The sequence below is a fragment of the Sinorhizobium sp. KGO-5 genome (genome assembly GCF_036245905.1).
In the GTDB taxonomy this organism is placed as follows: domain Bacteria; phylum Pseudomonadota; class Alphaproteobacteria; order Rhizobiales; family Rhizobiaceae; genus Sinorhizobium; species Sinorhizobium meliloti_A.
The window spans coordinates 52,190-76,340 of sequence record NZ_BDIZ01000012.1 but is presented as its reverse complement, the minus strand read 5'-3'; the positions used below and the strand labels follow the sequence as shown (position 1 = coordinate 76,340).

General features: G+C 63.9%; 21 protein-coding genes and 1 pseudogene. 4 read left to right on the top strand and 18 right to left on the bottom strand.

Annotated features, from left to right (window positions below):
* The first annotated feature begins 12 nt into the window (after nucleotides 1-12).
* Nucleotides 13-666: a fructose-6-phosphate aldolase gene (gene fsa / locus BHD07_RS28890; protein WP_003530290.1), complete on the top strand. Its 654-nt coding sequence runs from the start codon at nucleotides 13-15 to the stop codon at nucleotides 664-666.
* A gap of 167 nt (nucleotides 667-833) precedes the next feature.
* Here fsa and BHD07_RS28885 read toward each other — a convergent pair whose 3' ends face one another.
* Both BHD07_RS28885 and BHD07_RS28880 read right to left on the bottom strand, forming a co-directional pair.
* Nucleotides 834-1,571 (bottom strand): AAA family ATPase, encoded by a 738-nt coding sequence (locus BHD07_RS28885; RefSeq protein WP_338284022.1) that lies wholly within the window; start codon nucleotides 1,569-1,571, stop codon nucleotides 834-836.
* A 9-nt stretch (nucleotides 1,572-1,580) separates the two neighbouring features.
* The gene (locus BHD07_RS28880) at nucleotides 1,581-2,504 is read right to left on the bottom strand and encodes a GNAT family N-acetyltransferase (RefSeq protein ID WP_100672795.1); all 924 of its coding nucleotides are present in this window, start codon (nucleotides 2,502-2,504) and stop codon (nucleotides 1,581-1,583) included.
* A gap of 177 nt (nucleotides 2,505-2,681) precedes the next feature.
* Here BHD07_RS28880 and BHD07_RS28875 point away from each other — a divergent pair, with 177 nt between their 5' ends.
* A complete protein-coding gene (locus BHD07_RS28875) occupies nucleotides 2,682-3,617 on the top strand; it encodes a tyrosine recombinase XerC (protein ID WP_164866960.1) in 936 nt (311 codons plus the stop codon).
* 86 nt (nucleotides 3,618-3,703) lie between these two features.
* Nucleotides 3,704-4,780, top strand: coding sequence for a TraB/GumN family protein (locus BHD07_RS28870; RefSeq protein WP_338284021.1), 1,077 nt, complete (start codon nucleotides 3,704-3,706; stop codon nucleotides 4,778-4,780).
* Nucleotides 4,781-4,822: 42 nt separating this feature from the next.
* On the opposite strand, the gene lpdA is transcribed toward BHD07_RS28870, so the two are convergent.
* The 16 genes and pseudogenes from lpdA to BHD07_RS28790 form a co-directional block, all read right to left on the bottom strand.
* Nucleotides 4,823-6,229 (bottom strand): dihydrolipoyl dehydrogenase, encoded by a 1,407-nt coding sequence (gene lpdA / locus BHD07_RS28865; protein WP_100672794.1) that lies wholly within the window; start codon nucleotides 6,227-6,229, stop codon nucleotides 4,823-4,825.
* Nucleotides 6,230-6,265: 36 nt separating this feature from the next.
* Nucleotides 6,266-7,018 carry an SDR family oxidoreductase gene (locus BHD07_RS28860; protein ID WP_100672793.1) on the bottom strand — a complete coding sequence of 251 codons (753 nt, stop codon included), beginning with the start codon at nucleotides 7,016-7,018 and terminating at the stop codon, nucleotides 6,266-6,268.
* Nucleotides 7,015-7,515: a hypothetical protein gene (locus BHD07_RS28855; protein WP_100672792.1), complete on the bottom strand. Its 501-nt coding sequence runs from the start codon at nucleotides 7,513-7,515 to the stop codon at nucleotides 7,015-7,017. Before BHD07_RS28855 ends, BHD07_RS28860 begins: the two co-directional genes overlap by 4 nt.
* Entirely contained in the window at nucleotides 7,515-8,159 is a 645-nt protein-coding gene (locus BHD07_RS28850) for a LysE family transporter (RefSeq protein ID WP_018097286.1), read from the bottom strand. The genes BHD07_RS28855 and BHD07_RS28850 overlap by 1 nt, the downstream gene beginning before the upstream one ends.
* Before the next feature lie 189 nt (nucleotides 8,160-8,348).
* Complete coding sequence (gene odhB / locus BHD07_RS28845; protein WP_338284020.1) at nucleotides 8,349-9,605, bottom strand: 2-oxoglutarate dehydrogenase complex dihydrolipoyllysine-residue succinyltransferase; 1,257 nt, start codon at nucleotides 9,603-9,605, stop codon at nucleotides 8,349-8,351.
* Between the two features lie 115 nt (nucleotides 9,606-9,720).
* The gene (locus BHD07_RS28840; RefSeq protein WP_018097288.1) at nucleotides 9,721-12,717 is read right to left on the bottom strand and encodes a 2-oxoglutarate dehydrogenase E1 component; all 2,997 of its coding nucleotides are present in this window, start codon (nucleotides 12,715-12,717) and stop codon (nucleotides 9,721-9,723) included.
* 279 nt (nucleotides 12,718-12,996) lie between these two features.
* Nucleotides 12,997-13,899 carry a succinate--CoA ligase subunit alpha gene (sucD, locus tag BHD07_RS28835; protein ID WP_003530262.1) on the bottom strand — a complete coding sequence of 301 codons (903 nt, stop codon included), beginning with the start codon at nucleotides 13,897-13,899 and terminating at the stop codon, nucleotides 12,997-12,999.
* A 6-nt stretch (nucleotides 13,900-13,905) separates the two neighbouring features.
* A complete protein-coding gene (gene sucC / locus BHD07_RS28830) occupies nucleotides 13,906-15,102 on the bottom strand; it encodes an ADP-forming succinate--CoA ligase subunit beta (protein ID WP_018097289.1) in 1,197 nt (398 codons plus the stop codon).
* Nucleotides 15,103-15,135: 33 nt separating this feature from the next.
* Entirely contained in the window at nucleotides 15,136-16,098 is a 963-nt protein-coding gene (mdh, locus tag BHD07_RS28825) for a malate dehydrogenase (protein ID WP_018097290.1), read from the bottom strand.
* A gap of 183 nt (nucleotides 16,099-16,281) precedes the next feature.
* Nucleotides 16,282-17,436: a cell division protein ZapE gene (gene zapE, locus BHD07_RS28820; RefSeq protein WP_100672791.1), complete on the bottom strand. Its 1,155-nt coding sequence runs from the start codon at nucleotides 17,434-17,436 to the stop codon at nucleotides 16,282-16,284.
* Between the two features lie 41 nt (nucleotides 17,437-17,477).
* Nucleotides 17,478-17,621, bottom strand: a pseudogene (locus tag BHD07_RS28815) (helix-turn-helix transcriptional regulator); the annotation flags it as partial.
* Between the two features lie 62 nt (nucleotides 17,622-17,683).
* Nucleotides 17,684-18,223, bottom strand: a complete 540-nt coding sequence (locus BHD07_RS28810) for a protease inhibitor Inh/omp19 family protein (RefSeq protein ID WP_018097293.1) — start codon at nucleotides 18,221-18,223, stop codon at nucleotides 17,684-17,686.
* A 194-nt stretch (nucleotides 18,224-18,417) separates the two neighbouring features.
* The gene (locus BHD07_RS28805) at nucleotides 18,418-19,488 is read right to left on the bottom strand and encodes an ABC transporter ATP-binding protein (RefSeq protein WP_100672790.1); all 1,071 of its coding nucleotides are present in this window, start codon (nucleotides 19,486-19,488) and stop codon (nucleotides 18,418-18,420) included.
* A 36-nt stretch (nucleotides 19,489-19,524) separates the two neighbouring features.
* On the bottom strand, nucleotides 19,525-20,373 hold the full coding sequence (locus BHD07_RS28800; protein WP_018097295.1) for a carbohydrate ABC transporter permease: 849 nt from the start codon (nucleotides 20,371-20,373) through the stop codon (nucleotides 19,525-19,527).
* Nucleotides 20,366-21,304, bottom strand: coding sequence for a carbohydrate ABC transporter permease (locus BHD07_RS28795; RefSeq protein ID WP_100672789.1), 939 nt, complete (start codon nucleotides 21,302-21,304; stop codon nucleotides 20,366-20,368). The genes BHD07_RS28800 and BHD07_RS28795 overlap by 8 nt, the downstream gene beginning before the upstream one ends.
* Nucleotides 21,305-21,382: 78 nt before the next feature.
* The gene (locus BHD07_RS28790) at nucleotides 21,383-22,687 is read right to left on the bottom strand and encodes an ABC transporter substrate-binding protein (protein ID WP_100672813.1); all 1,305 of its coding nucleotides are present in this window, start codon (nucleotides 22,685-22,687) and stop codon (nucleotides 21,383-21,385) included.
* Nucleotides 22,688-22,917: 230 nt separating this feature from the next.
* Between BHD07_RS28790 and BHD07_RS28785 the strand changes: the two genes are divergently transcribed.
* Complete coding sequence (locus tag BHD07_RS28785) at nucleotides 22,918-24,123, top strand: ROK family transcriptional regulator (RefSeq protein ID WP_338284019.1); 1,206 nt, start codon at nucleotides 22,918-22,920, stop codon at nucleotides 24,121-24,123.
* Nucleotides 24,124-24,151: the final 28 nt, after the last annotated feature.

The window sequence follows — 24,151 nt, the reverse complement described above, 5'->3', positions numbered from 1 at the left end:
AGGAAGACTCCGATGAAATTTTTCGTTGATACCGCCGATGTGAAGGACATCCGGGAACTGAACGATCTCGGCCTGCTCGACGGCGTCACCACAAATCCGTCATTGATCCTGAAGGCGGGCCGCGACATCGTCGAGGTTACCAAGGAAATCTGCTCGATCGTCGAAGGACCGGTTTCGGCCGAAGTGACCGCGACCGAATACAGCGCGATGATGAAGGAAGCGGCCGCGCTTTCGAAGATCGCCGACAATATCTGCATCAAGCTGCCGCTGACGCTCGACGGCCTCAAGGCCTGCAAGGCGCTGACCTCGGACGGTCACCAGACCAATGTGACGCTGTGCTTCTCGGCAAACCAGGCGCTGCTCGCCGCCAAGGCCGGCGCGACCTTCGTCTCGCCGTTCATCGGCCGCCTCGACGATATCGCCGTCGACGGCATGGACCTGATCCGCGAAATCCGCCAGATCTTCGACAATTACGGCTACGAGACGGAGATCCTCGCCGCCTCGGTGCGCACGGTCAACCACGTCAAGGAGGCCGCCCTCATCGGCGCCGACGTCGTCACCGCCCCGCCGGCAACGCTGAAGGCCCTGGTCAAGCACCCGCTGACCGACAAGGGCCTCGAAATGTTCCTCGCCGACTGGGCCAAGACCGGCCAGAAGATCGCCTGATCCTCCGCATCGAACGGAATTGACCAGGGGCCTCGCAGTGATGCGGGGCCTTTTTTCCGAGTTCGCCCGTCTTCTAAAGGTCGCTCTGCAGGCGGGCGAGGGGCCGAGTACGCGGCCGTCATGTTGCCCTGCCTGCAGGGTGGCCGGCAGGCCAGATGAGAGAGCCCTTATTCGTCCTCCTCTTCGACCGCGCCGGTAAGCCGCATGCCGTCGATCCAGGTGGCTCCGTCCTTGCGAATCACACGACGCGGACGAACGCCACACTGCTGCCGGACCAGCTCGGCCAGGCGTTCGGAATGCGTGACGATCCAGATCTGGCTCTCCCCAGCGGCACTGGCGACCATGGCAGCCAGTGCCGGCAGCATATCGGGATGAAGGCTCGTCTCGGGCTCGTTGAGCGCGATGAACCGGGGACGGCGATAGGACAACAGCGCCGCCGCAAGTGCCAGAAAACGCATCTGCCCGTCCGAAAGCTCGCGCGGCGAAAATGCCCGGTGCGGAAAGTCCGGAAAGACGAGCGAGAATTCGGCGAACTGGCCGGGTTCGGGCACCTGCAGGCGGGCGCCTGCAAAGGCGTCGGCAACCGCGCGATCCAGATCGACCGTATCGATCCGGTAGCGGAAGGTGATCGCTCGCTCCTCGTCGATCAGTTCGGCGTCCAGCCGAATACGCGCCGGCTTGCCGACGCGCTGCGGGCCGCTCCAGATGGCGGACGCCATGCCGCCTTCTTCCGCAATCTCGCGGGCGAGATGGCCTCTCACGGCAGCCTGAACCAGCTGCAGGGCACGATAGAGGTTGGACTTCCCGACGCCGTTCTCTCCGATGAAAAGATTGACGCCGGCCAAATCCATTCGGATCGAGCGCAGCGACCGGTAGTTCTCGGCGAACATCGAGCGAAGCATCATGGTGACGGCTTAGCCCGCTACAACCGCCCTGGCAGACAGCTCGAACGCCGCATCGCTGTCGGCAGCCAGTGCGTGTACCGTATGACGCTCCAGCGCACGCGTCACCTCCACCGGATCGCCGTCGAGCGCATCCGCCGGAATGAGATTGCCGATCCGGAAGTCGAAGCGGTCGCCCTTCTTGTTCAGGAGTTCGTGGAACACCGTCATGTCGCGCAGTTCCGTCGACCATTTGGCAAACCAGTAGAAGAGGCCGGAATTGCGCGCGCTCATATGCACCGGCAGGATCGGCAGGCCGTATTTGCGTGCGAAGCCGACCGCCGAGCTCTTCCAGGGGCGCTCGTTGAGCCGTCCCTCGGCCCAATAGGCGATGCGGCCGGAGGGGAAGAGCACGGTCGCCTTGCCCGCCTCGATGGCCCTGTTCGTCACCTGCAGCGTTTCGCGCGCCTTGAGCTTCGACTTGTATTCCTCGCGCCATTCCACCGGAATGACCATTTCCACGAAGCGCGGATTGACGCGGATCGCGTCGCGGTTCGCAAAGAACATCATGTCCGGCCGCCGGCTCTTCAGGAGATCGAAGACGGCGATGCCGTCGGCGATCCCCGTCGGATGGTTGCTGACGAGCAGGAACCCGCCCTTCTCGGGAATGCGCTCCGGCTTGTCGGCGCGGATCTCGAGAGCGAGAAGCGAACTCAGATGCTCGAAGGCCTGGAAGCCCGGCATATTGGCGACGGCATTGGCGAACTCGATCGCCTTGCGGTAGTTGAGCAGCGTGTAGAGAAAGGGCCGCATGACGGGCCACAGGGGATGGCAGACGATCTTCTGGCCGCGTTCCGCGATCAGCGTATCGACGATATGGCCGGGACGCCCTTGCGAGACCAGCGCAACCGCCTCTGCAAAATGCGCCAGAGCGCTCGCCGAATCACGTCTCGACATTGTCCCATCCGCTGTTGCTGGCCGAACATTGCAGTTCAATATGATCGAACAATGACAAATTCCAAGGGGCCGCAGCAGCAAACTTCAGCACGTTAGCAAAAACATAACACGCCCGATGCGATGCTCCGAGCCTGGATCAGTGAGCGCACCGCGCTGATGAACCCGCCGGGCCCGATGATGAACGAACTTCTTGCCATAGGCCATCCCGAAGTGATGGCGGAACGAAGGCGCTGGCTTGCGAGCCTCGCCGAGGAACGCCGGTTGTCCGAAAAGACGGTCGACGCCTATGAACGCGACACGCGGCAGTTCCTGACATTCCTGACCGGGCACCTCGCCGGTCCGCCGCGGCTCTCGGATATTCGCGCCCTTCGCCCCGCGGATCTGCGCGGCTTCCTGGCGCAGCGCCGCAAGGGAGGCGCCGGCGCGCGCACGCTCGGCCGCGGCCTGGCAGGTCTGCGTTCCTTCCTGCGCTATCTCGAGAGAAACGGGCTCGCCAATGCGGCGGGTGCAGGGGCGGTGCGGTCCCCGAAGCAGCCGAAGTCTCTCCCCAAGGCATTGACCGACCGGGAGGCCCTGAAGGTCGTCACCGCGGACGCGCAACTGGCCGAGGAACCCTGGATCGCGGCGCGCAATGCCGCAGTGCTGACCCTGCTCTATGGCTGCGGCCTGCGGATAGCGGAGGCGCTGGACCTGACCCCCGCCGATTTCTCAGGACCGGTGACGTCGCTCAGGGTCACCGGAAAGGGCGGCAAGACACGGATCGTGCCGATGATCGCCGCCGCCGCCGAAGCGGTCGAGACCTATCGAAAGCTCTGCCCCTACCATATCGAGCCCGGAGAGCCGATTTTCCGCGGCGCCCGCGGCGCGAAGCTCCAGCCGGCGATCATCCAGCGCGAGATGCAGAAGCTGCGCGCCGCACTCGGCCTGCCGGATTCGGCGACACCGCACGCGCTGCGCCACTCTTTCGCGACGCATCTTCTGGCGGGCGGAGGGGATCTCCGCACCATCCAGGAACTGCTCGGCCATGCCAGCCTGTCGACCACGCAGGTCTATACCGGCGTCGATTCGGCACGGCTTCTGGAAATCTACGACCGCGCCCATCCGCGCGCCTAAAATCTGACGTCCTTGGCCGTTAACCAAGCGTGTTAAGGAACCCGTGACCGTGGGGGAGTAGGGTTCCGTCAATGCCGGGGGCATCCATGAACACTTTCACCAGACCCGTCCGCGATCTCGCGGCCAAGGCGGCCGACGGCCTGTTGTGGCTGACGGCACTGCTCAATCTACTGACGGCGGCGAGCCTCGTTGCCGCCCTGCTCCATGTGTTGGAGGCACGGGCGGAAGAGACGGACTGCGCCGGCAGCAACATCTTGACCGGCCTCGAACATTCGGATCCCGCCCGCCTGGCGGCGCTGCGCGCGGAAGCGGCGGCGGTGCCCAACGGAAAGGGCCTGCTTTGGAAGATCGAAGGGCACGGTCAGGCACCCTCCTTCCTGCTCGGCACCATGCATGTCACCGATCCGCGCGTGCTGGCGATGCCCGGCGGCGCGACGGAGGCCTTCGCAAGGGCTGAGACGGTGATCGTCGAGTCCGACGAGATCGTCGACCAGAACAGGGCAACCGCCGCGATCATGATGCAGCCGGAACTGACCATGTTCACCGGCGACAAAACGATCAACGATTTCCTGAAGCCGGAGGACCGCGCGCTACTCGAAAGCGGTCTCAAGGCGCGCGGCATCCCGCTGCCGCTCGTCACCAAGATGAAGCCCTGGATGATTGCCAGCTTCGTCGCCCTGCCGGCCTGCGAGTTCTCGCGCAAGGCGGCCGGTGCCTCCTTCCTCGACAAGAAGCTCGCCGAGGACGCTCTGAGGGAGGGCAAGACGCTCAAGGGTCTTGAAACGCTGGTCGAGCAGCTTTCGGCAATGGATTCGCTGCCGGTCGAAATGCATCTCAAGGCACTGATCGAAACGCTTGCTCTCGGCAAGACGATCGACGACGTGATGACGACGACCACCGATCTCTACCTCTCCGGCGAGACGGGCACGATCATGCCCATGATGAAACTCGCCTCCGCCGGGATTTCATCCGACGACGCCGGCTATGCCGAATTCGAGCAGCGGATCATCATCGATCGCAACAGGATCATGGCAGACCGCGCCGCGCCCCTCCTGAAGGGCGGCGGCGTGTTCATGGCCGTGGGCGCGCTGCACCTTCCCGGGAAGGAAGGCCTCGTCGAACTCCTGCGTCAGCAGGGGTTCACTGTGACGCAGGTGGAATGACCGGCCGGTCAATGCGGTGGGAGGGCAGGGCCCTCCCGATAATCACATGTGGATCGGCTTGGCAAAGGTGGCGAGCGCCGCTTCCTTGACCGCCTCAGACATCGTCGGATGGGCGTGGCAGGTGCGGCCGAGATCCTCCGACGATCCGCCGAACTCCATCAGCACCGCGATCTCGTGGATCATTTCGCCGGCGCCGAAGCCGATGATGTGGCCGCCGAGCACGCGGTCGGTCTCCTTGTCCGCGAGGATCTTCACGAAACCGTCCGTCTGCAGCATGGCGCGGGCGCGGCCATTGGCGGTGAAGGGGAACTTGCCGACCTTGTAGGCGACGCCCGCGGCCTTCAGCTCTTCCTCGGTCTTGCCGACGGAGGCGACCTCGGGCTGGGTATAGACGACGCCTGGAATGACGTCGTAATTCACATGCCCGGCCTGGCCTGCGATGATCTCGGCGACGGCAACGCCTTCGTCCTCGGCCTTGTGCGCCAGCATCGGCCCACGCACGACGTCGCCGATCGCATAGACACCGGTAATGCTGGTCTGGAAATGCTGGTCGATCTCGACGCGACCACGCGAATCGAGGACGACGCCCGCCTTGGCGAGACCCAAGCCGTCCGTCGAGGGCTTGCGTCCGGTAGCGATGAGCACGACCTCGGCATCGAGCGCAGTGGCCTCGCCGCCCTTAACCGGTTCGAAGGTGACCTTGGCACCGTCGCCGGATTTCACGACACCGGTCACCTTGGCGCCGAGTTTGAAGTCGATGCCCTGCTTGGTCAGCATCCGCTGAAGCTGCTTGGCAACCTCTCCGTCCATGCCGCCGAGAATCGTGTCGAGGAATTCGACCACGGTCACCTTTGCGCCGAGGCGCGCCCAGACCGAGCCGAGCTCGAGGCCGATGACGCCTCCGCCGACGACGATCATGCTCGCTGGGACCTTTTCGAGCGCGAGCGCCCCGGTCGAGGAAACGATCACCTTTTCGTCGAACGCGACCTCCACGCCCGGAATGCCGGCGACGTCCGAGCCGGTGGCGATGACGACGTTCTTCGCCTCGAGCACCTGCTCCTCTCCGCTTTCGTTCGTGACCGAGACCTTGCCCTGGCCGAGAACCTTGCCGGTACCCTGGAATCCGTCGATCTTGTTCTTCTTGAAGAGGAAGGAGACGCCGTCGACATTGGACTTAACGGTCGCGTCCTTGTGGGCCATCATCTTCTGAAGGTTGAGCTTCGGGCTTGCGACCTCGACTCCCAGCGCCTCCAGGCCGTGCTGCGCCTGATGGAACATTTCGGAAGCATGCAGCAGCGCCTTGGAGGGGATGCAGCCGATATTCAGGCATGTGCCGCCATAGGTGCTGCGCTTCTCGACAACGGCAACCTTCATGCCGAGCTGCGCCGCCTTGATGGCGCAGACATAGCCGCCGGGGCCGCTTCCGATAACGATGAGATCATAGGCCATTTGATAATCCTTCTTGGGAGGACGGTCTTGGGAGGGCTACCGCCCGCCACTGACGGTGAGAATGGTTCCCGTCACGTAAGTCGCCTTGTCGGACAGGAGATAGAGAATTGCATCGGCAACTTCGCCGGCCGTTCCGGGCCGCTGCATCGGGATCGTGGGTGCGAGGTCGCGGGCGCGGTCGGGCAGCCCGCCGGAGGCATGAATTTCCGTATCGATGATGCCGGGCCGGACCGCGTTCACGCGTATGCCCTCGGTGGCAACTTCACGCGCCAGGCCGACCGTGAAGCTGTCGATCGCGCCCTTCGTGGCGGCGTAGTCGACATATTGCCCCGGCGCGCCAAGCACGGCGGCGATGGAGGAGAGATTGACGATCGAGCCGCCCCGCCCGCCGTGGCGCGTCGACATCCGGAGCACCGCCTCGGCGGCGCAACGGATGGAGCCCGTCACGTTGGTGCGGAACAGCCGCTCGATCCGCTCGGGCGAAACCTCGTCAACGCGCTGCGGCGGACCGATGATCCCGGCATTGTTGACGAGGCCGTCGAGACGGCCGAAGGCGGTGTCGACGGCTGCAAAGATCGCCTTCACCCCCTCTTCCCTGCCCACGTCGCCCTCGACGGAAACGGCCGTGCCGCCGGCCTCCGCGATGCGGCGGACCACGTCCTCGGCCGCATCGCGATTGGACGCATAGTTGACGGCGACCCGCCAGCCTTCGCTGGCCGCGGCAAGCGCGACCGCGGCGCCGATGCCGCGGCTGCCCCCGGTGACGAGAAGCACAGGTCCGCTGCTCATGATCCACACCCCTTGAACTGGAAGACGTCCGAACTGTCGGTGGTGCCCTTGCCTTCGCCCCAGGCACTCGATTCACGCAGCGACGGTCCGAAATCCGGAAGCAGGACCCGATCGGCTGCGGGCGCGTCCTCCGGCTGAAGCAGCCCGATCTGGCCGGCCTTGTCGACCGCATAGATCGGGCCCTGCCAGACGGTGCAGGCCTCGAGTTCCGCGCCGGTGACGTCGCCGGTCGGGCAGTCGTTCATGACGATCCCGTTCGCCCGCAGCGGTTCGCCGGACTGCATCACGACCCCATCGAGCAGAAGCCCGGTGTCCCCGATCCTGATCTTGAAGTGATTGCTGGTGACTGCTGCCTCCGATCCGACGGGCTCGAAGCGCAGCTCATAGGTTCCGGCCGGATCGGCGTAGACCGCCCGCGCCTGGGTGCACTCGTCCGCAAGGGCCGGTGCTGCCGAAAGCGTAAGCGAAACGAAGAGAACGTTGCGGCCGCAGATCATCACGCGGCCTTTTCCGTCGCCAGCTTCAGTCCGAGAGCGATGAAGACCATGCCACTCGCCCGGTCGATCCATTTGCTCGCGCGCGTGAAGGCCGCCCGCATCCGCGGCGTCGTCATGAACAGGCTGACGCCGACGAACCAGAGGATCAGCGCGCTCGCCATGACGAAGCCATAGCCGAACTTGACCGTCATCGGCGTATGGGCGCTGACGACCGTCGAGAAGATGGACAGGAAGAAGAAGACCGCCTTGGGATTGAGCGCGTTGGCCGCAAAGCCGAGGCCGAAGGCCTTCAGCGCCGACTGCTGCCTGCGGGCTTCGCCGGTCTCGGCCGCTGCCTCGACCGCGATTTCCGTCTGGCCGGCGCGAAGGGCTTTGATGCCGATGTAGATCAGGTAGGCGACGCCGCACCACTTGACGATGTTGAAGAGGTAGATCGACTGCGAGATGATCAGCCCAAGGCCGAGAATGGTGTAGGTCACGTGGAACATCAGCGACGCGCCGATGCCGAAGGAGGTGACGATCGCCGCGCGGCGGCCGTGCACCAGCGATTGGCGCAGCACCATGGCGAGGTCGGCGCCGGGCGAAACGATGGCGAAGGTGAAGATCGCCATTAGCGAAGCGAGTTCGATCAGATAGCTCATCATGGTTGCGACCGGTGCTTACGATGCCCAACTGTCCGGGATGCGCGCATAGCGTGCCCCCAAAACCTAACCTCTGGTTCCGTGGCTGTCGATGCCCGTCAGACGTGCGTCCCGGTCCGGGCATCGGTGGAGATGGAAACGGGGGCACGCGGCCCCCGCCATTCAGGCCGACCCGGCCTAAATCACCGTGATCTAGAGATCCAGCACCAGGCGTTCCGGATCCTCGAGGCTTTCCTTGACGCGCACGAGGAAGGTCACCGCTTCCTTGCCGTCGACGATGCGGTGATCGTAGGAGAGCGCCAGATACATCATCGGCCGGATGACGACCTGACCGCCGATCGCGACCGGGCGGTCCTGGATCTTGTGCATGCCGAGGATGCCCGATTGCGGAGCGTTGAGGATCGGCGAGGACATCAGCGAACCGTAGACGCCGCCGTTGGAGATGGTGAAGGTGCCTCCCTGCATGTCGGCCATGGCCAGCGTTCCGTCGCGCGCTGCCTTGCCGAGACGGCCGATTTCCTTCTCGATTTCGGCGATCGACATCTGGTCGGCATCGCGCACGACCGGCACGACGAGGCCCTTGTCGGTGCCGACGGCGACGCCGACGTGGCAGAAGTTCTTGTAGATGATCTCGGTGCCGTCGACCTCGGCGTTGACGGCCGGCAACTCCTTCAGCGCATGCGTCACCGCCTTGGTGAAGAAGCCCATGAAGCCGAGCTTCACGCCGTGCTTCTTCTCGAAGATGTCCTTGTACTTCGAGCGCAGGCTCATGACGGCGCTCATGTCCACCTCGTTATAGGTGGTGAGCATAGCCGCGGTGTTCTGCGCGTCCTTCAAGCGCCGGGCGATCGTCTGCCGCAGGCGGGTCATCTTCACGCGCTCTTCGCGAGAGGCATCTTCCGCCGGTGCCGGCGCGCGGGCCTGGATCTTGGCCGGCTCGGCTGCAGCCGGAGCCGAAATGCCCTTGGCGACGGCCGCGAGCACGTCACCCTTCAGCACCTGGCCACGCTTGCCCGAGCCGTCGATCTGATCGGCGGAAAGACTGTTCTCGGCCATGAGCTTGGCAGCCGCCGGTGCCGGCGGCATCGACGTGGACGTCTGCGTCGCGGCAGCGGCGGCCGGCTGTGCGGCCGCAGCCGGAGCAGCGGTAGCCGCCGCAGGTTCAGGCTTCTTCTCGGCCGCAGCCGGCGCAGCGGTGGCAGCACCCGCGCCGCCCTCGGAGATCTGGCCGAGCAGCGCGCCGAGGCCGACGGTTTCGCCCGCCTGCGCGACGATTTCGCTGAGCGTGCCGGCGGCCGGGGCCGGGACTTCGATGGTCACCTTGTCGGTCTCGAGCTCGAGGATCGGCTCGTCGGCCTTGATCGCGTCGCCGACCTTCTTGAACCAGGTGCCGACGGTCGCTTCGCTGACGGATTCGCCAAGGGTGGGAACGCGGATTTCTGTTGCCATGAGTTTTGTTCCGTTGATCAGATTTCTGTTTCTAGCTCTTTGAGTTACGCGCTCCCGGACGGAAAACCGCTACGCTGAAAGTGCGTCAGCGAGCGGCAGACCGTGAGGGGCTTGATCAGCCCCCCAGCGCATCCTCGAGGAAGGCGGCAAGCTGAGCCAGATGCTTGGACATCAGGCCGGTCGCCGGCGAAGCGGCGGCCGGACGGCCGGTATAGCGCACCCGCTGGTACTTGGCATCGATATGGGCAAGGACCCACTCCAGATAGGGATCGATGAATGCCCAGGCGCCCATGTTCTTCGGCTCTTCCTGGCACCAGACCATCTCCGCGTTGCGGAAGCGGCTGAGCTCGTTAATGAGCGCCTTGGCCGGGAACGGATAGAGCTGCTCGACGCGCAGCAGGTAGATGTCGTCGATGCCGCGCTTCTCGCGCTCCTCCAGAAGGTCGTAATACACCTTGCCCGAGCACATGACGACGCGACGGATCTTCGAATCCTTCTGCAGCTTGATCGGGCCGTCCTTGATGACCTCGGCATCGTCCCAGAGGAGACGGTGGAAGGAGCTCTCGCCGGCCATTTCCGACAGGCTGGAGACCGCCCGCTTGTGACGCAGCAGCGACTTCGGCGTCATCAGGATCAGCGGCTTGCGGAAATCGCGCTTCACCTGACGGCGCAGGATGTGGAAATAGTTCGCCGGGGTCGTGACGTTGGCGACCTGCATGTTGTCTTCCGCGCAAAGCTGCAGGAACCGTTCCAGCCGGGCGGAGGAATGCTCCGGCCCCTGACCCTCGTAGCCGTGCGGCAGCAGGCAGACGAGGCCCGACATGCGCAGCCACTTGCGCTCACCCGACGAGATGAACTGGTCGAAGACCACCTGCGCGCCGTTGGCGAAGTCGCCGAACTGGGCTTCCCAGAGCGTCAGGGCGTTCGGGCGAGCGAGCGAATAGCCGTATTCGAAGCCGAGGACGGCCTCTTCCGAGAGCATCGAGTTGATGACCTCGTAGCGTGCCTGGGTCGGCGACAGGTTGGCGAGCGGAATGTAGCGCTCTTCGGTCTCCTGATCGTAGAGAACCGAATGGCGCTGGGAAAAGGTGCCGCGCTCGCAATCCTGACCGGACAGGCGGATCTTGGTGCCCTCGGTCACCAGCGTACCGAAGGCGAGCGCTTCCGCCATCGCCCAGTCGATGCCCTCGCCGGTCTGGATCATGTTGGCGCGGTTTTCCATGAAGCGCTGGATGGTGCGGTGCGCGCTGAAGCCGGCCGGAATTTCGGACAGCTTGCGACCGACCTCCTTCAACTGCTTCATCGGCACCGAAGTGCGCCCGCGGCGCTGCTCATCCTGGTTATCGGCCGTGCGCAGGCCCGACCAGGCGCCGTCGAGCCAGTCGGCCTTGTTCGGCTTGTAGGACTGACCCGCCTCGAATTCCTGTTCGAGATGGGCGCGCCAATCGGCCTTCATCTTCTCGACTTCGCCTTCGCTGATCAGGCCCTGGGCGATCAGCCGGTCCGAATAGAGCTGGACGACGGTCTTGTGCGCACGGATCGCCTTGTACATCTTCGGCTGCGTGAACGCCGGCTCGTCGCCCTCGTTGTGACCGAAGCGGCGGTAGCAGAACATGTCGATGACGACCGGCTTGTGGAACTTCATCCGGAATTCGGTCGCGACCTTGGCCGCATAGACCACCGCTTCCGGATCGTCACCGTTCACGTGGAATATCGGGGCCTCGATCATCTTCGCCACGTCCGACGGATAGGGCGAGGAACGCGAGAAGGCCGGGTTCGTGGTGAAGCCGATCTGGTTGTTGATGATGAAATGCACCGTGCCGCCGACACGGTGCCCGCGCAGGCCGGAGAGGCCGAGAATTTCGGCGACCACACCCTGGCCGGCAAAGGCCGCGTCGCCGTGCAGGATCAGCGGCATGACCTTGACGCGTTCGCGCAGCGGAATGATGTCGCCTTCGAATACGGTTGCCATCTGGTCCTGCTTGGCGCGCGCCTTGCCCATGACGACCGGATTGACGATCTCCAGATGCGACGGGTTTGCCGTCAGCGACAGGTGGACCTTGTTGCCGTCGAACTCGCGGTCCGAGGAAGCGCCCAGGTGATATTTGACGTCGCCGGAGCCTTCCACGTCATCGGGCGTGTAGGAGCCGCCCTTGAACTCGTGGAAGATGGCGCGGTGCGGCTTGGCCATGACCTGCGAGAGAACGTTGAGGCGGCCGCGATGCGCCATGCCCAGCACGATCTCCTTCAGGCCGAGCTGGCCGCCGCGCTTGATGATCTGCTCGAGCGCCGGGATCAGGGATTCGCCGCCGTCGACCCCGAAGCGCTTGGTGCCCTTGTACTTGACGTCGATGAACTGCTCGAAGCCTTCCGCCTCGATGAGCTTCTGCAGGATCGCCTTCTTGCCCTCGGGGGTGAATTCGACGCCCTTGTCCGGGCCTTCGATGCGTTCCTGTATCCAGCCCTTCTCTTCCGGGTTGGACATATGCATGAATTCGACACCGATCGTCGAACAATAGGTCCGCTCGAGGATCTCGACCATCTCGCGCACGGTCGCATATTCGAGGCCGAGCACGTTGTCGATGAAGATCTTGCGGTCGTAGTCCTTCTCTTCGAAGCCGTAGGTCTTCGGGGAGAGTTCGTCATAATCCTCGACCGGATCGGCAAGGCCGAGCGGGTCGAGCTTGGCGTGCAGGTGGCCGCGCATGCGATAGGCGCGGATCATCATGATGGCGCGGACGGAATCGCGCGTCGACTGATGCACCTCGGCCTCGCTGAGCGCCACGCCGGCAGCGGCTGCGGCCTCCTCGGCCTTCGCCTTGACCTTTTTTTCGATGACCTTCTCGACCGTACCCCAGTCGCCGTCGAGGGCCGAGACGAGTTCGCCATTGGCGGGAATCGGCCAGTTCTGCTTCTTCCAGGAGGCGCCCTTGGCCGCCCTCACCACATCTTCGGGCCGGTCGGCAAGCGCCTTGAAGAAGGACTGCCACTCGGCCGAAACGGATGAAGGGTCCGCTTCATAGCGCGCATGGAGCTGCTCGATATAGGCGGCATTGGCGCCGTCCAGAAAGGATGTGAGCTGGAATTGCTCGTTGGCCTCTTGCCTTGTCATGGTCTATCGCGGACTTCAGCCCGCCTCCTGACTTAAGTTGGTGTGCCGGGTTGTCCCGGTCGTGTTTGCCTTCTGCCGGATCGGCGCCTTCAATGGTCAGGCGCGTCGTTCCGGCTGCGTCGGCCCGGTTCCGGCTGTTCGCCATCTGCACCGGACTTGACGCTCATCATCGTATCTTTCGTGGCTCCAATGGGGCGGCATGGCCTGCCGCCCCGCTGCAAAGTGCCACGGCGACCTTTATGCGTCCGGCAGGACGCGCGGGCGCCGTGGGATTGTTCGTCAGCCCTTCAGGACTTCGACCAGCGTCTTGCCGAGGCGTGCGGGCGAAGGCGAGACGCGGATCCCGGCCGATTCCATCGCCGCAATCTTGTCTTCCGCACCACCCTTGCCACCGGAGATGACGGCGCCGGCATGGCCCATCGTGCGGCCGGGAGGCGCGGTACGGCCCGCGATGAAGCCGACCATCGGCTTCTTGCGGCCACGCTTCGCCTCGTCCTTCAGGAACTGCGCCGCTTCCTCTTCGGCCGAGCCGCCGATCTCGCCGATCATGATGATCGACTTGGTCTCGTCGTCTGCGAGGAACATTTCCAGCACGTCGATGAACTCGGTGCCCTTGACCGGGTCGCCGCCGATGCCGACTGCGGTCGTCTGGCCGAGGCCTTCATTGGTGGTCTGGAACACCGCCTCGTAGGTCAGCGTGCCGGAGCGCGAAAGCACGCCGACCGAACCTTTGCGGAAGATGTTGCCCGGCATGATGCCGATCTTGCACTCGTCCGGCGTCAGCACGCCCGGGCAGTTCGGGCCGATGAGGCGCGAAGACGACTTTTCGAGCCGCGCCTTGACCTTCACCATGTCGGCGACGGGAATGCCCTCGGTGATGCAGACGATGAGCGGGATTTCCGCATCGATCGCTTCGATGATCGCCGCGGCGGCACCGGCCGGCGGGACGTAGATCACGGAAGCGTTGGCGCCGGTCGCATCGCGGCCTTCGGCGACCGTCGCGAAGATCGGCAGTTGCTCGCCCTTGGCACCGGTCCAGGTCTCGCCGCCCTTCTTCGGGTGAATGCCGCCGACCATCTTGGTGCCGTTATAGGCGAGTGCCTGCTCGGTGTGGAAGGTACCGGTCTTGCCGGTGAGGCCCTGAACGAGAACCTTGGTGTCTTTGTTGATCAGGATGGACATGAAACCTCAGGCTCCCTTCACGGCTGCAACGATCTTCTGGGCGGCGTCGTCCAGATCATCGGCGGAAATCACGTTGAGGCCCGATTCATTGATGATCTTCTTGCCGAGCTCGACATTGGTGCCTTCCAGGCGCACGACGAGCGGCACCTTGAGGCCGACTTCCTTGACCGCTGCAAGCACGCCCTCGGCGATGACATCGCATTTCATGATGCCGCCGAAGATGTTGACGAGGATGCCCTTCACCGCCGGATCGGCCGTGATGATCTTGAAGGCCTGCGTGACCTTTTCCTTCGAGGCACCGCCGCCGACATCGAGGAAGTTCGCAGGCTCGGCGCCGTAGAGCTTGATGATGTCCATCGTCGCCATTGCGAGACCGGCGCCGTTGACCATACAGCCGATATTGCCGTCCAGGGCGACATAGGCGAGGTCGTATTTCGACGCCTCGATTTCCTTGTCGTCCTCTTCCGTCGTGTCGCGCAGCGCGACCACGTCCTCATGGCGGAAGAGGGCGTTGCCGTCGAAGGAGACCTTGGCGTCGAGGACGCGCATCCGGCCGTTCGTCATGACGATCAGCGGATTGACCTCGAGCAGGCTCATGTCCTTTTCGACGAATGCCTTGTAGAGGATCGGGAAGAGCTTCTCGGCATCGGCGCGCGCTTCGCCTTCGAGCTTCAGCGCGTCGGCGAGCGTCTTCAGATTTTCAGCGGTCACACCCTTTTCCGGATCGATCGCGACGGTGACGATCTTCTCCGGCGTATGTTCGGCGACCGCTTCGATGTCCATGCCGCCCTCGGTCGAAACGACGAAGGCCACCCGGCCCACGGAGCGGTCGACGAGGATCGAGAGATAGAGTTCGCGGTCGATATCGGCGCCGTCCTCGATATAGAGGCGGTTGACCTGCTTGCCGGCCGGACCGGTCTGCTTGGTCACCAGCGTGTTGCCGAGCATGTCCTTGGCATTGGCGACGACCTCGTCCACCGACTTGGCCAGGCGCACGCCGCCCTTGGCGTCGGGGCCGAGTTCCTTGAACTTGCCCTTGCCGCGGCCGCCGGCATGAATCTGGCTCTTCACCACGTAAAGCGGTCCCGGCAGCTTCTTCGCAGCCGCTTCGGCCTCGTCGGCGGAGAAGATCGCGACGCCTTCCGCGACCGGCGCGCCATAGCTCTTCAACAGAGCCTTGGCCTGGTATTCATGGATGTTCATGGGTTCTTTCCTGTCTGATAGGCCGGATGGCGGTTACTTCAGGCTGGGTGCGATGTTGATGCAGGCTTCGCAAAGGCCGGCGACGGCCGCAACCGACTTGTCGAAGGCTTCCTTCTCGCCCTTGTTGAGGTCGATCTCGATGATGCGCTCGATGCCGCCGGCGCCGATCACGGTGGGCACGCCGACATACATGTCCTTGACGCCATACTGGCCGGAGAGATGAGCGGCACAGGGCAGCACGCGCTTCTTGTCCTTGAGATAGGCCTCGGCCATTTCGATCGCCGAGGCGGCCGGCGCATAATAGGCCGAGCCGGTCTTGAGCAAGCCGACGATCTCGGCGCCGCCGTCACGGGTGCGCTGAATGATCTGGTCGAGCTTTTCCTTGGTGGTCCAGCCCATCTGGATCAGGTCGGGCAGCGGAATGCCGGCGACGGTCGAATAACGCGCGAGGGGCACCATAGTGTCGCCATGGCCGCCGAGCACGAAAGCGGTGACGTCCTTGACCGAGACGTTGAACTCCTCCGCAAGGAAGAGCCGGAAGCGCGAAGAGTCGAGCACGCCGGCCATGCCGACGACCTTGTTCTTCGGCAGGCCGGAGAACTTCTGCAGCGCCCAGACCATGGCGTCGAGCGGGTTGGTGATGCAGATGACGAAGGCGTTCGGAGCGTATTTCTTGATGCCGGCGCCGACCTGTTCCATGACCTTGAGGTTGATGCCGAGCAGATCGTCGCGGCTCATGCCGGGCTTGCGCGGCACGCCGGCGGTGACGATGCAGACGTCGGCGCCCTCGATCGCGGAATAGTCGCTCGCACCGGTCATCGATGCATCGAAGCCCTCGACCGGAGAGGACTGCGCGATGTCGAGGCCCTTGCCCTGGGGAATGCCGTCGGCAATGTCGAAGAGGACGATGTCGCCCAGTTCCTTCAGGCCGGCGAGATGGGCCAGCGTGCCACCAATCATCCCCGAACCGATAAGTGCGATCTTGTTGCGCGCCATGAAAGTGCTTCCTTTGTGATCCCAAAATGATCAAGGCCTGAAACGCGGCAAACGCCAAACCTTCGCCGAAAGCCCTTAAACGGCATAGTGAAAAATATCAATCGATACTTTTGGGCAGAGCAAATTCAATCGGTTAGATCGTAAAAATCTTACGTAAACGTAAGAACTATTGTCGCCTGACCGTCATTCCGCCGCTGAATTGTGCGGGTGAGCCGCAGCGTAATCCTGGCTTTGCATCTCGATGAGACGCGAAACCGTACGGTCGAATTCGAAGCCTTCGGTGCCCTTCCTGGCGGTCAGCAGATGCTGCGGTTCGGCGTCAGCCGAGGCGAACAGGCGGGCGCCCTGATCATAGAGAGCGTCGACCAGGATGATGAAGCGCTTCGTCTCGTTGCGCAGGTGCGGCCCGAGATGCGGAACGTGGTCGAGGAAGATGGTGCTGTACTGCGCGACGATGGCAAGGTAGTCGGCGGCGCCGAGCGGCTGCGCGCACAGGTCTGCAAAGGTGAATCGCGCGGCCCGGCCGGCGGCCGCCGGCACGCGGATCGTGCGCCCCTTGCGGCCGATCTCGGCCGAGGCGACCGGCGCTCCGCCCGTTTCCCGATACCAGGCGCGATCCATGGCGGCTTCCGTTTCGGGCCCGAGCGGCGACAGCCACACGGGCGTGCCATCGGTCTTGCCCAGACGATAATCCGTTTCCGTGTCGAGCGAGATGATCTCGGCATTCGCCTTCAGAAGATCGATGAACGGCAGGAAGAGACCGCGATTGAGGCCGTCGCGATAGAGATTGTCCGGCTCGACGTTTGAGGTCGCGACAAGCACGCAGCCCTTGGCGAACAGTTCGCCGAAGAGCCGCGCCAGTATCATCGCATCGGCGATGTCGGTGACGGTGAACTCGTCGAAACACAGAAGCCGCGCTTCGCCGAAGAGATCGGAAGCGACGGGCGGGATCGGATCGGCCTGCTTCGTCTCGCCGTTCTTGAGCTTCTGTCGGTGCCTGTAGATGCGCTCATGCACATCGGCCATGAATTCGTGGAAATGGGCGCGGCGCTTGCGCTGGATCGGTACAGCGTCGAAGAACATGTCCATCAGCATGGTCTTGCCGCGCCCGACGCCGCCGTGGATATAGAGGCCCTTGACCGGCGGCTGGTCCTTTTTGCGCGCCGCAAAGAGCCAGCCGAGCGCATTGGTCTTGCGCGAGGGGCGGCTCGCCAGGAGCTTTGCCGTCAGGCTGTCTAGCCGTCTTGCGATTGCGAATTGAGCCGGGTCGCGCTGCCGCTCGCCGGCGGCAACGAGCGCCTCGAGCTTGCGAAGAATGCTGTCGTCGGGATTGAGCACGATGCGCTTCTATCGTTTCGTGGTTTTGCGGCTTTGGTCCATCATGCGGCGTGAAGCGGAGAAATGCTCAGATCACCTGCGGCATCACGCGCGCGTTCCAGTTCATAATGGCTTTGGAGATTAATCCAGAATTCCGGCGTCGTACCAAAGGCCTTGGAAAGCCGCAGAGCCGTATCGCCGGTCGTGATCGATTCTTGCAAGTTGAGATGCGGGATGCGGGCGAAACCGCACACACTTCTCCTCCGCGCTAGCGGCTGAGGCTGACCGGCTGCCCGCCATTGGTCGAGCCGTCGAAGCGCGCATCGGCCGTCTTGTAGAGCCGGGCGATCGGATTGCCGCTGCGGTCCTTGAGCACGACCTGCTTGCCCGCCACTTCCCAGGATCCCATGGCCGTCAGCTCGCCGGCGCAGCCGCGCGTGCCGCCGCGCGAACCGCTGCCGAGATTGGTGAGGGTCAGGAACATGTCGCAGGAACTGCCGGCGCTCGAAACGCGCCAGTTGCCGACCATCGACTCCTTCGTTACGTCGAGGGCATTGGTGGCTGCGGCCACTTCCGTGCCGGCCGCCGCGCCGGGCGCTGCGGTGCCCGTCGTCGGTGCGGCCGGGAACTGCGACGCCCCCGCCGGAGGCGGCAGTTGCCCCGCGGAGACGGAAGGTACGGGCTGCGCCTGCAGGGGAGCGGGAGCGCGAGAAACATCCTGAGACCCGAAACCACCGAAGGACGTCCGCTGGCATCCGGCTAGCGCAAGTACAACCGCCAACCCGGCCGCCGCATGTGAAACCCGCATATCTTTACCCCCGACATTGTCCGCGAACCATAACGCAACGCGATAATATAGGCCGAATTACAGCAAAACCACCTTTCAAATCAAGGCAAGCCATTTCGCGTCCGGCAGTTGCAGGATTGAGACGCCCGGCGGATTCGCTCGCATGTGCCTTCACACGGACATGGCCCGCCCCGGCGGACAGCCGGGTGTAATGCTCACAGTGCCGCGCCCGTCTGCCTGTCGAAGACATAGACCTGGCTGCGGTCCATCGCCGCCTTGAAGAGGGAACCATGGCGGGCGGGGTGGTCGCCGTCGACGACGGCGGTTATCTGTTCGCCGGCAAATTCGAAAAGCACGTGCGTCTGGGCACCGGTCGGCTCGACCAGCAGCGTCTGGCCGGCAATGGCATTGCCCTCCCCGCCCGCGACGAAATGTTCCGGGCGCAGTCCAATCCGGACCGCCTGCCCGGGCCGCACCTTGCGCTCGGGCGCGATGCGGATCGCCGACCCGTCGCCGAGGCGCACCGCCGGCTCCCCGTCATCCGCATCGACCGTTCCGTCGAGCACGTTCATGGCCGGCGAACCGATGAAACCCGCGACGAAGAGGTTGGCGGGCGTGCGATAGAGCTCCAGCGGCGTGCCCACCTGCTCGATCCTGCCGCCGTTCAAGACGACGATGCGGTCGGCGAGCGTCATCGCCTCGATCTGGTCGTGGGTCACGTAGATCGAGGTGGTGGCGACCTTCTGGTGCAAGGCCTTGATCTCGGTGCGCATCTGCACCCGGAGCTTGGCATCGAGATTGGAGAGCGGTTCGTCGAACAGGAAGACGGCCGGGTCGCGGACGATCGCGCGGCCCATGGCGACGCGCTGGCGCTGGCCGCCGGAAAGCTGGCTCGGCTTGCGATCGAGAAGCTCCGTCAGCGCCAGCATGCGCGCCGCCTCGCTGACCTTTCTGTCGATCTCGGGACGCGGGAGACCGGAGAGCTTGAGGTTGAAGCCCATGTTCTCGGCCACCGACATGTGCGGGTAGAGCGCGTAGGACTGGAAGACCATGGCGATGTTGCGCTCGCGCGGCGTCAGCGGATTGACCACCTTGCCGCCGATCAGCACCTCGCCGTCGCTGATCTCTTCCAATCCGGCGATCATGCGCAGCAACGTGGATTTGCCGCAGCCGGACGGACCGACGAGCGCGATGAATTCGCCCTCCGCGATCGAGAGAGACACGCCGTGGACCACCTCGAGCGCAGCATAGCTCTTGCGGATGTCCCTGAGTTCGACGGATGCCATGTGCTTTCTCCTTGGAACGACGCGTCAGGAAAGGGCTCAGGATTTCACCGCGCCGGCCGTCAGGCCTGCGATGATGTGCTTCTGGGCGAGAAAGAAGACGATCACCGTCGGCAGGATCGTCAGCGTGATGAAGGCGAGCACGAGCTGCCAATCGGTGCCGAACTCGCCGCGATAGACCATGATGCCGAGTGGCCAGGGATATTTCGCCTCCGTGTTCAGCATGATCAGCGGCAGGATGTAGCTGTTCCAGCTATGCACGAAGGTGATGATGCCGACCGTCGAGACGATGGGGCGGGAAAGCGGAAGGGAAATGTACCAGAAGAAGCGGATGTAGCCGCAGCCGTCGACGAAGGCGGCCTGGAAGAGTTCTTCCGGCAGGTTCCGGAAATAATTGCGGAAAAGCAGGATGCTCATGCCGAGGCCGAAGGCCACCTGAGGCAGGATCACGCCCCAATAGGTGTCGAGCAGGCCGAGATCGCGGATGCGGATGAAGAGCGGCAGGATTGCCGTTGCCGCCGGGAACATGAGCCCGATCAGGAAGTAGTTCAGCAAATGGTTCGAACCGAAGAACCTGACATGGGCGAAGGTGAAGGCGGCCATGGCCGAAACGATGACGGTCAGCGCCACCGTTATGGCCGCGATGAACAGCGAGTTCAGCATCTGCCGCCAGTAGCGGTCGCCGAAAAGGATATCGAGATAGTTCGACCACAGCCATTCGGAAGGCAGGCCGAAAGGATTGACGCGCAGATCGCCGAGCGACTTGAAGCCGCCGAGCGCCGTGGTGACCAGGGGCAGCAGGACCAGCATCGCCACCAGCGACAGCGACACGTAGAGATAGAGGCGGGTGGCTGCGGTCATGCGAACGGAAGAAGTCGTGTCAGTCATGGCGCATGAATATCCGTTTGTAGCCGAAAGCGAGCGTGACGCAGATGACGAAGAGGACCACGCCGACCGCGCTTCCGAGCCCCACCTGCATGCGGGTGACGCCGTAGGTGTAGAGGAAGGTCACCATGGTCTGCGTCGAGTTCGACGGCCCGCCGCCCGTGAGGGGCATGACGAGGTCGAAGAGCTGCAGCGATCCGATGACGGCGAAGAAGATCGACAGCCTGACGGTCGAGCCGAGGAGCGGCAGGGTCACGTAACGGAATTTCTGCCAACCGGTCGCTCCGTCGATCTCGGCAGCTTCGAGCACGCTCCTGTCGACCGCCTGCAGGCCGGCGATGAACAGCATCATGTGGAACCCGAAATACTTCCAGATGATCACGGCAAGCACCGCATAGATGGCAAGGCTGCGGTCGGCGAGCACGTAAGGGGTGGCGACGCCGAAGAAGCCGGCGACCGCGGCCACGAGCCCGTAGTCGCCATCATAGACGAAACGCCAGATGAGCCCGGCCGCGACATCCGCCAGCACGTAGGGCAGAAAGAAGATCAGCCGGAAGGCGACGACGCCGGCGATCCTGTGCGCGAGCATCATAGCAAGCCAGAGGGCGAGCGGAATCTGCAGGAGCACCGAAACGAGAATGATGATGCCGTTGTTGATCAGCGCCCGCGAGAAGGCCGCATTGTTGAACAGCACCTCGAAATTGCGCAGGCCTACGAACTGCGTCGGGGTTCCGTAGCCGTTCCAGCGATAGAGGCTGTACCAGGCCGCCTCTCCCATCGGCAGGATGACGAAGACCGTGAACAGCAGCAGGGCCGGCGGCAGAAAGAGGATGAGCACCGGCAGGCGCCCGCGCACGGTCGGGCTCTTGTACCGCACTTTCTTGCGGCTTGCCGTGGCCGGCACCGCGGTGATCGTCGCAGTCGCGTCGGTCATCTCGTCCTCGCACCTTTCGTTCCGGATGGTCGAAGGAAAGCCGGGCGGCGGGAGCTCCCGCCGCCCTCGCTTACGCACTCATTCGAGTTCGCGGGCGTCCTGGATCATCCGGGCCGCCTCTTCCGAGGACATCTGTCCGGAGACGATTTCGACCGAAGCGTCGTTCACGACGCGGCCGACGGAGGGGCCGAGATCCTGGTCGAAATAGTTCTGGTGCCAGGTAGAGGCCGCGAGCTGGTCGGCCGAAGCCCGCACAAGCGGGTTGGTGACGCCATCTTCGGCCCCTGCCGCCGCGGGGACGATCATGCCGATGCTCGCCATCAGCCGCTCGTTTTCCGCATTGGTCAGGTAGCGCAGGAAATCCAGCGCTTCAGGCGGAGCATTTTTGGTTACCGCCCAGCCGTTGAGACCGCCCAGTGTGTCGGTGGCAGCACCCGCCCCGCCCTCGACGGCGGGGAAGGGAAAGCGGCCGATATTCTCTGGCGCGAGGCCCTTGCCGTCGCCGGAATTGGCGCGCTGGGTGGCTTCGGTCGTCTCGAAGCTCAGGATCATCGCCGCCTTGCCGTCGCCGAAGAGGCCGAGCGTCTGCGGCCAGCTCGCGCCGAGATAACCGCCCTGGAACGGCTCGAGCTTGCCGAGTTCGGCGAGCTGCTCGCCGGCCTTGATGATCGACGGATGCAGGAAGCCCTCGCCCTCATTGTTCCTGGCATCCTCGAAAACCTGCTGGCCGCCATTGCGCATGACCAGGTAGCTCCAGTAGAAATGCAACGGCCACTTGTCGCCGCCGCCGCCGGCGATCGGCGTGATGCCGGCCTCCTTCAGCGTCTTCACGGCCGTGAGGAAATCGTCCCAGGTCTTGATGTCCTCGGCCTTGACGCCACCCTTCTGAAAGAGCTCCTTGTTGTAGAAGAAGCTGATCGTTCCCATTTTGAAGGGAACCGCATAAATTCTGTCGTCAAAGGTGAAGCCCTTGAGCGCAGCGGGATTGTAGCTCTTCTCCCAGGCTCCGCCGTCGGCGCGCATCGCCTCCGTCAGATCCATGAGCGCCCCGGTCTCGGATTGCTGCTTCAGCACGCCGCCACCCCAGCTATAGAAGAAATGAGGCGCGTCGTCCGACTGCAGAAGCGTCGGCAGCTTCGCCTTGAATGCTTCGTTTTCCAGGAACTGGAGCTGAATATCGACGCCCGCATGTTCCGATTCGTACTTTGCAGCGATGTCCTCCCACATCTTTAAATGGGCCGGAACAGTCTCCAGATGAAGCCACCTGACCACCGTATCGGCGGATGCGTGGCTCGCATCGAAGAGAAGCGCCATGCCGGCTACGGCAGCAAGCGCGGAAAGTCTGGTGGCGCGCAGAGGCGCCGACCCGCGTTCGAGCATCATCATTTTTCTCCTCCCAAACTCCTTCAAAGGGGGGCAAAACGTCCTCTTCATTTTGTCCCCGATGCGGATTAATTCAGAGGAGATGCCGGCAAATGTCAACAGTCGTCGCGAATATTTCGGGAGCTCCGCTTGACAGGAGGCGCTAATTGCCCGTTATTTAATTCGTATTCCTGCTAAATGATTTGACCCGCCCAGCCAGCCAATCGAGCATGCGAGCATACTGAAGACCGATGAAGACCGCCGATCCCGAACTGATGCGCGCGATAAATCGCTTCAACGTGCTCGATACGATCCGCCGGCATGGCCCCATTTCACGCGTCGAGATCAGCGAACGCACCGAACTGTCCACGACCACCGTTTCCGCGATCACCGCGTCGCTGCTTGACGATGGCCTCATCCTGACCCGGCACGAGGGCGATATCCGCAACGCTGCCGCAAGGGGTCGCCCGCGCGTCATGCTGGAGCTCGACCCGGAGGCCGCTCGCGTCGTCGGTGCCAAGATCGCCGCCAATCGTATGGTTTTCGCCGTCACCAACTTTCGCGGCGAGGTACTCTCCGACCTGACATTGCCGATCCGGGTCGACCGCCAGCCGATCGCCGTCATCGCCGATCTGATCGAGGACGGCGTGCGCCGCTGCGTGGTCGACGCCGACCTTTCGCTCGACGACATCGATTCGATCTGCATCGGCCTGCCGGGCGTGGTCGAACACCGCACCGGTCACGTCCGCTCCAGCCCGATCTTCCGGGAAACGGACGTCGATTTCGCAAGCGAAATGACGAGCAGGCTCAACGTCCCGACGATCGTCGAGAGCGACGCGCACGCCATCACGCTTGCCCATCACTGGTTCGGTCGCGCCCGCGACCTCGACGATATGGTTCTCGTTTCGCTGGAGCAGACCCTCGGGCTTGGCGTGCTGCATGGCGGCCAGCTTTTCCGAGGCGCCGGGGGCCTGAGCCACAATCTCGGCGATCTTGTGCTCGGCGTCGGCGGGAGCCGTACCGTCCGCCTTTCGACGCTCGCCGGGGAGAACGCGATTCTCGGCGAACACCCGATGGACGGGCGATTCGCCGAGGCGGTGCGCCTCGGACGGGGCATGACGCATGCGCAGATGCTGATCGCCGCCGACGACGAAGCGCTGACCACGGCCGCCTCGCGGGCCGGAGAAGCGGTCGGGCTCGCCGTCGCCAACATCGTTACGCTGTTCGGACCGCCGCGCGTCGTCATCGTCGGCTCGAGCCTGTCGCTCGGCACCGTTTTCGTGGAGAGCATCCGCCGGTCCTTTCAGAACGCGATCCCGCCCTCGATCTCGACGGTGGCCGAACTCGTCTTCGACGAATCGGCCGACGAGACCTGGGCTCAGGGGGCGGCGGTCGTGGCGCTGTGCGAACTCTACGAGTCCCCCTGGGGGACGACCGGACCGGCGCCGGCGCTTTGATGCGCTGCGCCGAACTTATGTATCCATT